This window comes from Lelliottia sp., assembly GCF_045627565.1.
Classification (GTDB): domain Bacteria; phylum Pseudomonadota; class Gammaproteobacteria; order Enterobacterales; family Enterobacteriaceae; genus Enterobacter.
In genome coordinates this window covers 138,612-151,843 of the sequence record NZ_JAZQNX010000018.1, presented here as the reverse complement: position 1 = coordinate 151,843, position 13,232 = coordinate 138,612, and the positions used below count along the sequence as shown (strand labels likewise).

Sequence of the window (13,232 nt, the reverse complement as noted above, 5' to 3'; positions counted from 1 at the left end):
GACGCGAGAATACGCATAGCCTATGAAGCCAATTTTTAGCCGTGGCCCGTCGCTGCAGTTTCGCCTGATCCTGGGGGTTCTGGTAGCGCTTGGAGTCATCATCGCCGACAGTCGCCTTGGTATGTTCAGCCAAATCAGAACATACATGGATACCGCCGTCAGCCCTTTCTATTTTGTATCTAATGGTCCCCGTGAATTACTCGATAGCGTTTCTCAAACGTTGTCTTCGCGCGATCAACTCGAACTCGAAAACCGGGCCTTACGCCAGGAACTGCTGCTGAAAAACAGCGAACTGCTGATGCTGGGTCAGTATCGTCAGGAAAACGCCCGTCTGCGTGAACTGCTGGGTTCGCCGCTGCGTCAGGATGAGCAGAAAATGGTGACGCAGGTGATCTCCACCGTTAACGATCCGTACAGCGATCAGGTGGTGATCGACAAAGGCAGCGTGAATGGTGTTTACGAAGGCCAGCCCGTTATCAGTGATAAAGGCGTTGTGGGTCAGGTCGTGGCGGTGGCGAAGTTAACCAGCCGCGTTCTGTTGATCTGCGATGCGACGCATGCGTTGCCGATTCAGGTGCTGCGTAACGATATTCGTATTATCGCGGCCGGTAACGGTTGCACGGACGACTTACAGCTCGAACATCTGCCTGCCAACACCGACATTCGCGTGGGTGACGTACTCGTGACGTCCGGTCTGGGTGGCCGCTTCCCTGAAGGCTATCCGGTAGCCGTGGTTTCTTCAGTTAAACTGGATACACAACGCGCTTATACTGTCATTCAGGCTCGCCCGACGGCAGGTTTACAGCGCTTGCGTTATCTTCTGCTGTTGTGGGGTGCCGATCGTAATGGCACCAACCCGATGACGCCGGAAGATGTCCACCGCGTGGCCAATGAGCGTCTGATGCAAATGATGCCACAGGTACTGCCCGCGCCTGATTCGATGGGGCCGCCTGCGCCCGTACCAGCGCCTGCGACCGGATTAACGCAGCCAACGTCTGATGCGCCACCGCCGCCGCAACTCTCCTCAGGAGGGCAGTAGTGGCAAGCTATCGTAGTCAGGGTCGTTGGGTTATTTGGCTCTCGTTCTTCATCGCACTGTTGCTGCAAGTCATGCCCTGGCCGGACGACCTTCTCGTTTTCCGGCCAAACTGGGTGCTGCTCATTTTACTGTATTGGTCCCTTGCACTGCCGCACCGCGTAAATGTGGGCACAGGATTTGTGATGGGTGCCATACTGGATCTCATTAGTGGCTCAACGCTTGGCGTGCGCGCCTTGTCCATGAGTATTATTGCGTACCTCGTCGCACTGAAATTCCAGCTTTTCCGAAACCTCGCGCTCTGGCAACAGGCGCTGGTAGTGATGTTGTTGTCGCTTGCCGCGGATATCATTGTTTTCTGGGCTGAGTTTTTAGTGATCAACGTCTCTTTCCGACCGGAAGTGTTCTGGAGTAGTGTAGTTAACGGTGTGCTCTGGCCGTGGTTGTTCCTGCTGATGCGCAAAATTCGCCAGCAGTTTGCCGTGCAATAAAAGGTTTCTATGACGTCTTTATATCTTGCCTCTGGTTCCCCGCGCCGTCAGGAGCTCCTCACTCAGTTGGGTGTCTCTTTTGAACGTATCGTCACCGGTATTGAAGAAAAACGGGCCGAAGGCGAAAGCGCGCAGCAGTATGTGTCCCGTCTGGCGCGAGAAAAAGCACAGGCTGGTGTGGCGCAAACGCCGCGAGACTTACCGGTGCTGGGGGCAGATACCATCGTGATTTTTAACGGTGAAGTGCTCGAGAAACCGCGTGACGCTGAACATGCGGCACATATGCTGCGTAAACTATCCGGGCAAACACATCAGGTGATGACAGCCGTTGCGCTGGCGGACAGCCAGAACGTGCTGGATTGCCTGGTGGTAACGGACGTCACATTCAGAGTGCTTACCGATGAGGAAATCGCCGGGTATATCGCCAGCGGTGAACCTATGGATAAAGCAGGTGCATACGGTATTCAAGGGCTGGGTGGCTGTTTTGTCAGGAAGATCAATGGCAGCTATCACGCCGTAGTCGGCTTACCGCTGGTGGAAACGTATGAGTTGCTAAGCAATTTTAACTCACTGCGTGAGGGAAGGGATAATTATGACGGCTGAACTGTTGGTGAACGTAACGCCATCGGAAACTCGAGTGGCCTATATAGATGGCGGCATTCTTCAGGAAATTCATATTGAGCGCGAAGCGCGACGCGGAATAGTAGGCAATATCTACAAAGGTCGTGTCAGTCGTGTACTACCGGGTATGCAGGCGGCATTTGTAGATATTGGTCTTGATAAAGCGGCGTTTCTGCATGCCTCAGACATCATGCCCCATACCGAATGCGTGGCGGGCGAAGAGCAAAAACAGTTTACCGTTCGTGATATCTCCGAACTGGTCCGTCAGGGTCAGGATTTAATGGTGCAAGTGGTGAAAGACCCGCTCGGCACCAAAGGCGCACGCCTCACGACAGACATCACTTTACCTTCTCGCTATCTGGTCTTTATGCCGGGCGCATCGCACGTAGGTGTCTCTCAGCGCATTGAGAGTGAGGACGAGCGCGAACGCCTGAAAAAGGTGGTTGGCGCGTATTGTGATGAGCAGGGCGGTTTCATTATTCGTACGGCGGCAGAGGGGATCAGCGAAGAGGATCTCGCCTCAGATGCGGCCTATCTGAAACGCGTCTGGACCAAAGTGATGGAGCGTAAAAAGCGCAACCAGACCCGTTATCAGTTGTATGGCGAGTTGGCGCTGGCCCAACGCGTGTTGCGTGATTTTGCCGATGCGCAGCTCGACAGAATTCGCGTCGACTCTCGTCTGACGTATGATGCGTTGCTGGAATTTACTGCCGAATACATCCCTGAGATGCCGGGCCTGCTGGAACACTATTCTGGACGTCAGCCGATTTTCGATCTCTTTGATGTCGAAAACGAAATCCAGCGCGCCCTGGAGCGCAAAGTCGAGCTGAAATCGGGTGGCTATCTGATCATCGATCAGACCGAAGCGATGACCACCGTGGATATCAACACCGGCGCGTTTGTCGGTCACCGCAATCTTGACGACACGATTTTCAACACCAATATTGAAGCGACCCAGGCGATCGCACGCCAGCTGCGCCTGCGCAATCTCGGCGGCATTATCATCATCGATTTTATCGATATGAGTAATGAAGATCACCGTCGTCGCGTCCTGCATTCCCTGGAGCAGGCGCTGAGTAAAGATCGTGTCAAAACCAGTATTAATGGTTTCTCGCAGCTTGGCCTGGTGGAGATGACCCGCAAGCGCACGCGCGAAAGCGTTGAGCATGTGTTATGCAACGTATGCCCAACCTGTAACGGGCGCGGCACGGTTAAATCCGTCGAAACCGTCTGTTATGAAATCATGCGTGAAATCGTTCGCGTTCATCACGCCTACGACTCCGATCGTTTTCTGGTCTATGCTTCCCCTGCGGTGGCAGAAGCACTGAAAGGCGAAGAGTCGCACGCATTGGCGGAAGTGGAAATCTTTGTCGGCAAACAGGTCAAAGTGCAAATTGAGCCGCTCTATAATCAGCAGCAGTTTGATGTGGTCATGATGTAAACGCAGCGACGCTGCAAGAGAACGGCTGACAAGGAGAGATGCGTGAGGCGATTGCCAGGAATTTTACTGCTTACAGGGGCAACGCTTGTCGTCATTGTGGCGTTGCTCGTGAGCGGGCTGCGCCTCGTTCTGCCCCATCTGGATAGCTGGCGCCCGCAGGTGCTGGCAAAAATCGAACGTGCCACCGGCGTTCCGGTGGATGTCAGCCAGCTCAGCGCGAACTGGCAAAATTTTGGCCCGACGCTGGATGCGCGCGACATTAACGCCGCGCTGCCAGACGGCGGCTATCTTAAAATCAAACGTGTCACGCTGGCGCTGGATGTCTGGCAAAGCTTGCTGCACATGCGCTGGCAGTTTCGCGATCTCACCTTTTATCAACTCCAGTTTCTGACCAATACGCCTTTGCGCAACAGCGACAGCAAAGGAATCGAAACCAACCGTATCAGCGATCTGTTCCTACGCCAGTTCGATCATTTCGATCTGCGTGACAGTGAAATCAGCTTTATTACGCTGTCAGGTCAACGTGCAGAACTGGCGATCCCGCAGCTCACCTGGCTGAACGGTAAAGATCGTCACCGCGCTGAGGGTCAGGTCAATCTCTCCAGCCTGACCGGTCAACACGGCATCATGCAGGTGCGAATGGATCTGCGTGATGATAATGGTTTGCTGAACAGTGGCCGCGTGTGGCTGCAGGCGGATGACGTCGACGTCAAGCCGTGGTTGGGCAAATGGATGCAGGATAACGTCGCGCTGGAGCGTGCGCGTTTTAGCCTTGAAGGCTGGCTCACCCTGACGGATGGCGATATTGCGGCGGGTGATGTCTGGCTCAAGCAGGGTGGCGCGGCGTGGAAAGGCGACAATCAATCCCATGATATGTCTGTCGATAACCTGACCGCACATATCACGCGTCAGGGGGCCAACTGGCAATTCTCTATTCCTGATACGCGCATTACGATGGATGGCAAAGCCTGGCCGCGTGGCGCGTTAACCATGGCGTGGATCCCTGAGCAGGAAGTCGGTGGCGTTGATAATAAGCGCAGCGATGAACTGCGTATTCGTGCGAGTAATCTTGAGCTGGCTGACCTCGAAGGCCTGCGCCCAATCGCAAACCGAATATCCGCTTCACTGGGCGATGTCTGGCAAGCCACGCAGCCGAGCGGGCAGATTGATAAGCTGGCGCTCGATATTCCCCTGCAGGCGACAGAAAAGACCCGATTCCAGGCATCCTGGAAAAATCTCTCCTGGAAGCAATGGAAGCTTCTGCCCGGTGCAGAACACTTTTCTGGAACGCTTGAGGGCGGCGTTGAAAATGGCCGACTCACGGTGCAAATGAATGACGCCAAAATGCCTTACGAGACGGTTTTCCGCGCGCCTCTGGAGATCGAAAAAGGGTCTGCCACGCTCAACTGGCTGAAAAACGATAAAGGTTTTCAACTGGATGGGCGTGACATCGATGTGAAAGCCACGGGTGTCCGTGCGGCGGGTAATTTCCGTTATTTGCAGCCAGAAGGCGACGAACCCTGGCTGGGTATTCTTGCCGGGATCAGCACTGATGACGGTGGCCAGGCCTGGCGTTATTTCCCGGAAAATCTGATGGGTAAAGCGCTGGTGGACTACCTGAGCGGCGCGATTCAGGGCGGACAGGCCGATAACGCCACGCTGGTGTATGGTGGGAATCCGCATCTTTTCCCTTACAAACATAACGAAGGCCAGTTCCAGATTCTGGTCCCGCTGCGTAACGCCACATTTGCCTTCCAGCCCGACTGGCCAGCGCTCAAAAATCTGAATATTGAGCTGAATTTCCTCAATGACGGCTTGTGGATGAAAACCGACAGCGTCGCGCTGGGCGGTGTGACGGCCAGCAATTTAACTGCCGTGATCCCGGATTATTCCAAAGAAAAGCTGCTGATCGACGCGGATATCAACGGGCCGGGTAAAGCCGTGGGTCCTTACTTTGAAGAGACACCGCTGGACGATTCGTTGGCTGCGGCGTTGAAAGAGTTGCAGATTGATGGCGATGTGAATGCCCGCCTGCATCTTAATATCCCTCTGGATGGTGAAAAGACGACCGCTGAAGGCGACGTCGTGCTGAATAACAACAGCTTGTTCATCAAGCCGCTCAATAGCACGCTGAAAAACCTGAGCGGGAAATTCAGCTTTGTGAACGGCAATTTGAAAAGTGAACCGCTAAAAGCGAGCTGGTTTAATCAGCCGTTGAACGTGGATTTCTCAACTACAGAGGGTGAGAAAGCGTATCAGGTGGCCGTCAATATGAATGCCAACTGGCAGCCGTCAAAAATGGATGTGTTGCCAAAACCTATCGCTGAGTCGATTGATGGCTCGGTGGCGTGGAATGGCAAAGTGGGCATTGATCTGCCGTATCATTCTGGCGCGCGCTATAAGGTCGATATCACCGGCGATCTCAAGAATGTAAGCAGTCACTTACCAGCTCCGCTCAACAAGCGTGCGGGCGAGGCGCTGCCGATGAAAATAAACGTCGACGGCGATCTGAACAGTTTTGCGCTAAGCGGCAACGCTGACGCTAAAAACCACTTTAACAGCCGCTGGCTCCTGGGCCGTAAGTTGACGCTCGATCGCGCCATCTGGACGACGGACAGCCGTACCATCCCGCCGCTGCCTGAGCAGTCGGGTGTAGAACTGAATTTACCGGCGTTGGATGGCGCGGAGTGGCTGGCGATATTTAATCGTGGCGTCGGGCAAAATGTCGGTGACGCTGCCCAATTCCCGCAAAAAGTGACCGTGCGTACCCCGGCGCTGACGCTGGGCGGACAGCAGTGGAATAATCTCAGTATTGTTTCTGAACCGACAGTGAACGGCTCGAAAGTCGACGCGCAGGGGCGTGAGATCAACGGTACGCTGACGATGCGCGACAACGCGCCGTGGCAGGCTGCGATTCGTTATCTTTATTACAACCCGACAACGGTTTCGCCAAAAGCAGATCCCAGCATACCTGCGCCCCTCTCCGAAGTGACAAAAGTGGACTTCAGTGGCTGGCCGGATCTGCAGTTGCGCTGCGCTGAGTGCTGGCTGATGGGGCAAAAATATGGCCGCATTGACGGTGACTTTGCGATCGCGGGCAATACGCTGAGTCTTTCCGGCGGCCTCATCGACACGGGCTTTGGGCGTTTAACAGCTGATGGTCAGTGGGTGAATGGTCCTGGCGAACAGCGCACGTCCCTGAAAGGTCAGATCAAGGGAAGCAAACTGGATAGCGCCTTTGATTTCTTTGGCGTCAGCACGCCGGTGAGAGGTTCCTCTTTTGATGCCAATTACGATTTGCACTGGCGCGCCCAGCCGTGGAAACCGGACGAAGCGTCGCTAAACGGCATCGTGAAAGTTAATCTCGGCAAAGGTGAAATCGCCGATGTCAGCACCGGGCACGCCGGACAGATATTGCGTCTGCTGAGCTTTGACGCACTGCTGCGTAAACTGCGCTTTGACTTTAGCGACACCTTCAGCGAAGGGTTCTACTATGATTCCATTCGCAGCACCTCGTGGATTAAAGACGGTGTCCTGCATACAGATGACACGCTGGTCGACGGTCTGGAAGCGGATATCGCCATGAAAGGCTCTGTCGATCTGGTGCGTCGCGAGTTGAATATGGAAGCGGTGGTCGCACCTGAAATCTCCGCGACCGTCGGCGTGGCGGCCGCATTTGTGGTTAACCCGATTGTGGGGGCTGCGGTCTTCGCCGCCAGTAAGGTGTTGGGACCTCTGTGGGGCAAAGTCTCAATTTTGCGCTATCGAATTACCGGCCCAGTGGATAAACCACAAATTAACGAGGTGCTTCGCCAGCCCCGCAAAGATGCACAGCAATGATTTGACGCGGGCGATATATTGCCTCACTCTCATTTATATTGATCTTTTATACCGCCCACCGGGCGGCAACGAACGAGTAGCAAAACGATGAGTCTGAACCTGGTAAGTGAACATTTGCTCGCAGCGAACGGCCTGAGTCATCAGGATCTGTTCTCCATTCTTGCCCAACTGACCGAGCGTCGTCTCGACTACGGCGATCTCTATTTTCAGTCGAGCTATCATGAGTCCTGGGTTTTAGAAGACAGCATCATTAAAGATGGCTCTTATAATATCGACCAGGGCGTTGGCGTTCGCGCCGTGAGCGGTGAAAAAACCGGTTTTGCCTATGCCGATCAGATTAGCCTGTCGGCGCTGCAACAGAGCGCACAGGCGGCACGTACTATTGTCCGTGAAACCGGTGATGGTCGCGTCAAAACGCTGGGTGAAGTACAACATACCGCGCTGTACACCAGCATCGATCCGCTGCAAAGCATGAGTCGTGAAGAGAAGCTGGATATTCTGCGCCGTGTGGACAAAGTGGCGCGCGCGGCAGACAAACGCGTGCAGGAAGTCTCGGCCAGTTTAACCGGTGTGTACGAACTGATTCTGGTTGCGGCAACGGATGGCACGCTGGCGGCAGATGTGCGCCCGCTGGTTCGTCTGTCGGTTAGCGTGCAGGTAGAAGATGACGGCAAACGTGAGCGCGGCTCCAGCGGCGGCGGCGGGCGTTTTGGCTACGAGTGGTTCCTGGCCGACGAAGATGGCGAAGTGCGTGCGGATGCATGGGCAAAAGAAGCCGTTCGTATGGCGATGGTTAACCTGAACGCGGTCGCGGCACCTGCGGGCACGCTGCCAGTGGTATTGGGCGCGGGCTGGCCAGGCGTTCTGCTGCACGAAGCGGTCGGTCACGGTCTTGAAGGCGACTTTAACCGTCGTGGCACGTCCGTATTTAGCGGTCAGATGGGTGAGCTGGTGGCCTCTGAGCTGTGCACCATTATTGATGACGGCACCATGGCCGATCGTCGCGGCTCCATCTCTATTGATGATGAAGGGACGCCAGGGCAGTACAACGTGCTGATCGAAAATGGCGTGCTGAAAGGCTACATGCAGGACAAACTGAACGCGCGTCTGATGGGCGTTGCGCCAACGGGGAACGGCCGTCGTGAATCTTACGCGCATCTGCCGATGCCGCGCATGACCAACACCTATATGCTGGCGGGTAAATCAACGCCGCAGGAGATTATCGAATCCGTTGATTACGGTATCTTCGCGCCAAACTTTGGTGGCGGACAGGTGGATATCACCTCCGGGAAATTTGTCTTCTCAACGTCCGAAGCGTATCTGATTGAGAAAGGCAAAGTCACCAAAGCGGTGAAAGGTGCCACGCTGATTGGTTCCGGAATCGAAGCGATGCAGCAGATTTCAATGGTCGGTAACGATCTCAAACTGGATAAAGGAGTTGGCGTCTGCGGTAAAGAAGGCCAGAGCCTGCCGGTTGGCGTGGGCCAGCCGACGCTGAAAGTCGACAGTTTGACGGTCGGCGGCACAGCCTGATCGCTGATTGTTCATGCCCTCTACGGAGGGCATTTTATTACTCTTTTCTTCGCCCTCGCATTCCCTGATACAACTCCGCCACTTCCACAAAATAATCGGTCAGATAGTTAATGCACACCTGAACTTTCAGCGGCAGCTTGTCCTTTTCGGTGTACAGCGCGTAGACCGGGCGTGGGTCCGACTGATAACGCGGGAACAGGATCTCCAGTTCACCGCTGTTGATCTCATTGATCACCCACATCAGCGGCACGTATGCGATCCCCGCACCGGCCACCAGCCAGCGAGAAATCGTCATCGGATCGTTGGTCACAAACCGTCCCTGCGGCAGCAGTTTGGTTGATAGGCCTTCTGGCGCGATCAGCTCAAATTCGTTGTCCGGCCGCACGCTGTATTCCAGCCATGAATGATTGCTCAGATCCGCAGGTTTTTCCGGGACACCAAATTGCACCAGATAATTTTTTGAGGCACAGACGACCATGGGCATACTGCCCAGGCGACGGGAGAAAAGACTGGAATCCTGGAGCGCACCGACGCGGATCACGACGTCCAGCCCGTCAGCAATCAGGTCCGGTGCCGGGATCCCGGTAACTAAATTAACCGTCAGCCCTGGGTACTCTTTCAGCATTTCCGCGGTCATACCGGCGAGGACATTTTGTGCCATAGTTGAAGAACACCCGATGCGCAGCGTGCCGATAGGGGTGTTGTTAAAGGCATAAAGTTGTTCATGCACATCCTGAACTTCATGCAGCATGCGCCGACAGCCTTGATAATAAATTTTACCGGCCTCCGTCAGCCCAATACTACGGGTGCTGCGATTTAGCAGCTTGACCTGAAGTTCATCCTCCAGTTTTGATACCGTCTGGCTGATGGATGACACACTCATCTGCAACTGCCTTGCAGCAGCGGTAAAAGAGCCAAATTCGACGACTTTGGCAAAGACGGACATGCGCTTTAAACGTTCCATTGTTCACTCTGGCTTAAAAGTGATTTAGATCACATATTATAGATAACAGCATAACAGTTACGTTAAAATATTATTAATGAGTTAACGGCTTCGCCATTCCCGCCCGGCTTTTCTTGCCTACAGCGATGGCGTGAGCAAAAAAAATTCAGTCGCCTGCTCGCACTATAATCAAGGTCAACATGAGTCTGTTTCCCGTTTTCGTGGTGTTTGGTCTGTCCTTCCCACCGATTTTTTTCGAACTGATTTTATCACTGGCGATTTTCTGGCTGGTGCGTAAGGTGCTGGCCCCGACTGGTATCTACGATTTTGTCTGGCACCCTGCATTGTTTAATACCGCGCTGTATTGCTGCCTTTTCTACTTAATATCGCGCATGTTTGTCTGAGGTAGATGTGAAAACACTAACAAGAAATATCTCCCGTACTGCCATTACTGTGGTGCTGGTTATTCTGGCCTTTATCGCCATCTCGCGCGCATGGGTATTTTATACCGAATCACCTTGGACGCGTGATGCGCGCTTTAGCGCGGATATCGTGGCGATTGCGCCTGATGTGGCGGGCCTCATTACAGCGGTAAACGTGCGTGATAATCAGCTGGTCAAAAAAGATCAGGTTCTCTTTACGATTGACCAGCCGCGTTATCAGAAAGCATTAGAAGAGTCAGAAGCAGACGTGGCCTATTATCAGGCGCTCGCCACGGAAAAGCGTCGTGAGGCGGGGCGTCGCAACAAGTTAGGCATTCAGGCGATGTCTCGCGAAGAGATTGATCAGTCGAACAACCTGCTGCAAACCGTTCTTCATCAGTTGGCAAAAGCAGAAGCCACCCGCGATCTGGCGAAACTGGATCTGGAACGTACGGTCATCCGCGCGCCCTCGGATGGCTGGGTGACAAACCTCAACGTCTACACGGGCGAGTTTATTACGCGCGGCTCAACGGCAGTGGCGCTGGTCAAACAGCACTCCTTCTACGTTCTGGCTTATATGGAAGAGACCAAGCTTGAGGGCGTTCGCCCAGGGTATCGCGCAGAAATCACGCCGCTTGGCAGCAACCGTGTGCTGAAAGGCACGGTGGACAGCATTGCCGCGGGCGTCACCAACTCCAGCGCCACTCGCGACAGCAAAGGCATGGCCACAGTAGATTCCAATTTAGAATGGGTGCGCCTGGCGCAGCGTGTGCCGGTGCGTATTCGCCTGGATGACGAGCAGGGAAATCTGTGGCCCGCCGGGACTACGGCGACGGTAGTCATTACCGGCGAGAAAGATCGCAATGCCAGCAACGACTCTCTGTTCCGTAAAATCGCGCATCGCCTGCGTGAGTTTGGGTAATCACGATGGGTATTTTTACCATCGCCAGCCAGCACCTTCGCTTCGCCGTTAAGCTGGCATTCGCCATCGTCCTGGCACTGTTTGTGGGCTTCCACTTTCAGCTGGAGACACCGCGCTGGGCCGTGCTGACAGCGGCGCTTGTTGCGGCCGGTCCGGCGTTTGCCGCCGGGGGGGAGCCCTATTCCGGTGCTATCCGCTATCGCGGCATGCTGCGTATCGTCGGGACTTTTATCGGCTGTGCGGCCGCGCTGGTTATCATTATTACGATGATTCGTTCGCCACTGCTGATGCTGATGGTGTGTTGTGTGTGGGCCGGTTTTTGCACGTGGGTTTCTTCGCTGGTAAAAGTGGAGAACTCGTATGCCTGGGGACTCTCGGGTTACACCGCCTTGATTATTGTGATTACGATTCAGGCTGAACCTTTACTGGCCCCGCAGTTTGCCGTCGAGCGTTGCAGCGAAATCGTGATGGGTATCGTCTGCGCGATCGTTGCCGATCTGCTGTTCTCGCCGCGATCCATTAAACAAGAAGTCGACCGTGAACTCGACGCCATTATTGTTGCCCAGTACCAACTCATGCAGCTGTGCATAAAGCATGGCGACAGTGCGGAGATGGACAATGCCTGGGGGGCGCTTGTCCGGCGTACCGCTGCGCTGGAAGGGATGCGCAGCAACCTCAATATGGAATCTTCGCGCTGGTCACGTGCTAATCGACGCCTGAAAGCCATCAATACGGTGTCATTAACGCTGATCACCCAGGCGTGCGAAACCTTTCTTATCCAGAACACCCGTCCGGAAGTGGTCACGGATACGTTTCGCGAGCTGTTTGAGGCGCCAGTCGAAACGGTGCAGGATGTGCATCGACAGCTCAAACGTATGCGGCGGGTGATGGCCTGGACAGGCGAGCACGATACGCCGGTGACGATTTATACCTGGGTCGGCGCGGCGACGCGTTTTCTGCTGCTCAAACGCGGCGTGGTGAGTAACACCAAAATCAGCGCCATCGAAGAAGACGTTTTGCAGAGTGAAGTGGTTATCAAGCCCGAATCGGCCGAACGCCACCATGCCATGATCAACTTTTGGCGTACTACGCTTGCCTGTATGCTCGGCGCTTTATTCTGGCTTTGGACCGGCTGGACATCCGGGACGGGGGCGATGGTGATGATTGCCGTTGTCACCTCGCTGGCGATGCGGCTGCCGAATCCACGCATGGTAGCAATTGACTTCCTTTACGGCGCTATCGCTGCACTGCCCATCGGCGCGTTCTACTTCCTGGTGGTGCTCCCGTCGACTCAGCAAAGTATGCTATTGCTCTGCATCAGCCTGGCGGTACTGGCGTTCTTTATTGGGATTGAAGTGCAGAAACGTCGGCTGGGCTCGCTCGGGGCGCTGGCCAGTACCATCAATATTCTGGTGCTGGATAACCCGATGACGTTTCACTTTAGCCAGTTCCTCGACAGTGCGTTAGGCCAGCTGGTGGGCTGTTTTCTGGCGATGATGGTGATCCTGCTGGTGCGTGATAATTCTCAGGCGCGTACCGGGCGTGTGCTGCTGAACCAGTTTGTTTCTGCGGCCGTTTCCGCGATGACGACGAACACCGCGCGTCGTAAAGAAAATCATCTGCCCGCGCTGTATCAGCAGCTGTTTTTACTGCTGACGAAATTCCCCGGCGATGTCGCGAAATTTCGCCTGGCGCTGACAATGATCATCGCCCACCAGCGGCTGCGTAATGCGCCGGTGCCCATCAATGATGATTTGTCGGCGTTTCACCGCCAGCTTCGCCACACGGCCGATCGCGTTATTTCGGCTTCCAGCGATGACAAACGCCGTCGCTACTTTAGTCAGTTGCTGGAGGAGCTAAACGTGTATCAGGAGAAACTGCGCGTCTGGGACGCTTCCCCGCAGGTGACGGAACCGGTGCGACGGCTAACGGAAGTCCTCCATCGCTATCAAAATGCCCTGACCGATAGCTAAACACCGAAAA

10 protein-coding genes are annotated in these 13,232 nt (G+C 54.7%); 9 read left to right on the top strand and 1 reads right to left on the bottom strand.

Annotation, left to right across the window (positions count from 1 at the left end; all coding sequences use genetic code 11):
* Positions 1–22: 22 nt before the first annotated feature.
* The 6 genes from mreC (at position 23) to tldD (ending at position 8,962) form a co-directional block, all read left to right on the top strand.
* Entirely contained in the window at positions 23–1,039 is a 1,017-nt protein-coding gene (gene mreC, locus ACKI5T_RS10465; protein ID WP_015960666.1) for a rod shape-determining protein MreC, read from the top strand.
* Positions 1,039–1,527, top strand: coding sequence for a rod shape-determining protein MreD (gene mreD / locus ACKI5T_RS10460; RefSeq protein ID WP_015960665.1), 489 nt, complete (start codon positions 1,039–1,041; stop codon positions 1,525–1,527). The genes mreC and mreD overlap by 1 nt, the downstream gene beginning before the upstream one ends.
* A 9-nt stretch (positions 1,528–1,536) precedes the next feature.
* A complete protein-coding gene (locus ACKI5T_RS10455) occupies positions 1,537–2,130 on the top strand; it encodes a nucleoside triphosphate pyrophosphatase (RefSeq protein WP_059177289.1) in 594 nt (197 codons plus the stop codon).
* On the top strand, positions 2,120–3,589 hold the full coding sequence (gene rng, locus ACKI5T_RS10450) for a ribonuclease G (RefSeq protein ID WP_015960663.1): 1,470 nt from the start codon (positions 2,120–2,122) through the stop codon (positions 3,587–3,589). Before ACKI5T_RS10455 ends, rng begins: the two co-directional genes overlap by 11 nt.
* A gap of 42 nt (positions 3,590–3,631) precedes the next feature.
* Positions 3,632–7,429, top strand: coding sequence for an AsmA2 domain-containing protein YhdP (yhdP, locus tag ACKI5T_RS10445; RefSeq protein WP_407437275.1), 3,798 nt, complete (start codon positions 3,632–3,634; stop codon positions 7,427–7,429).
* Between the two features lie 87 nt (positions 7,430–7,516).
* Positions 7,517–8,962, top strand: a complete 1,446-nt coding sequence (gene tldD, locus ACKI5T_RS10440; protein WP_407437274.1) for a metalloprotease TldD — start codon at positions 7,517–7,519, stop codon at positions 8,960–8,962.
* A gap of 37 nt (positions 8,963–8,999) precedes the next feature.
* Here the strand turns inward: tldD and aaeR are convergent, their stop codons facing one another.
* Positions 9,000–9,926 carry an HTH-type transcriptional activator AaeR gene (gene aaeR / locus ACKI5T_RS10435; RefSeq protein WP_235134155.1) on the bottom strand — a complete coding sequence of 309 codons (927 nt, stop codon included), beginning with the start codon at positions 9,924–9,926 and terminating at the stop codon, positions 9,000–9,002.
* A gap of 179 nt (positions 9,927–10,105) precedes the next feature.
* Between aaeR and aaeX the strand changes: the two genes are divergently transcribed.
* From aaeX to aaeB, 3 genes are read left to right on the top strand one after another with little or no spacing between them, the layout of a single operon-like run.
* Positions 10,106–10,309, top strand: coding sequence for a p-hydroxybenzoic acid efflux pump operon protein AaeX (aaeX, locus tag ACKI5T_RS10430; RefSeq protein ID WP_133631587.1), 204 nt, complete (start codon positions 10,106–10,108; stop codon positions 10,307–10,309).
* A 7-nt stretch (positions 10,310–10,316) separates the two neighbouring features.
* Complete coding sequence (aaeA, locus tag ACKI5T_RS10425; protein ID WP_407437273.1) at positions 10,317–11,249, top strand: p-hydroxybenzoic acid efflux pump subunit AaeA; 933 nt, start codon at positions 10,317–10,319, stop codon at positions 11,247–11,249.
* Positions 11,250–11,254: 5 nt separating this feature from the next.
* Complete coding sequence (gene aaeB, locus ACKI5T_RS10420) at positions 11,255–13,222, top strand: p-hydroxybenzoic acid efflux pump subunit AaeB (protein WP_407437272.1); 1,968 nt, start codon at positions 11,255–11,257, stop codon at positions 13,220–13,222.
* The last annotated feature ends 10 nt before the right edge of the window (positions 13,223–13,232 follow it).

What these genes read in the sequence shown, in the direction of transcription:
- mreC (WP_015960666.1), top strand. Translation starts at nt 23, where the DNA reads ATGAAGCCAATTTTTAGCCGTGGCCCGTCGCTGCAGTTTCGCCTGATC.
- ACKI5T_RS10455 (WP_059177289.1), top strand. Translation starts at nt 1,537, where the DNA reads ATGACGTCTTTATATCTTGCCTCTGGTTCCCCGCGCCGTCAGGAGCTC.
- rng (WP_015960663.1), top strand. Translation starts at nt 2,120, where the DNA reads ATGACGGCTGAACTGTTGGTGAACGTAACGCCATCGGAAACTCGAGTG.
- tldD (WP_407437274.1), top strand. Translation starts at nt 7,517, where the DNA reads ATGAGTCTGAACCTGGTAAGTGAACATTTGCTCGCAGCGAACGGCCTG.
- aaeR (WP_235134155.1), bottom strand. Translation starts at nt 9,926, where the DNA reads ATGGAACGTTTAAAGCGCATGTCCGTCTTTGCCAAAGTCGTCGAATTT.
- aaeX (WP_133631587.1), top strand. Translation starts at nt 10,106, where the DNA reads ATGAGTCTGTTTCCCGTTTTCGTGGTGTTTGGTCTGTCCTTCCCACCG.
- aaeB (WP_407437272.1), top strand. Translation starts at nt 11,255, where the DNA reads ATGGGTATTTTTACCATCGCCAGCCAGCACCTTCGCTTCGCCGTTAAG.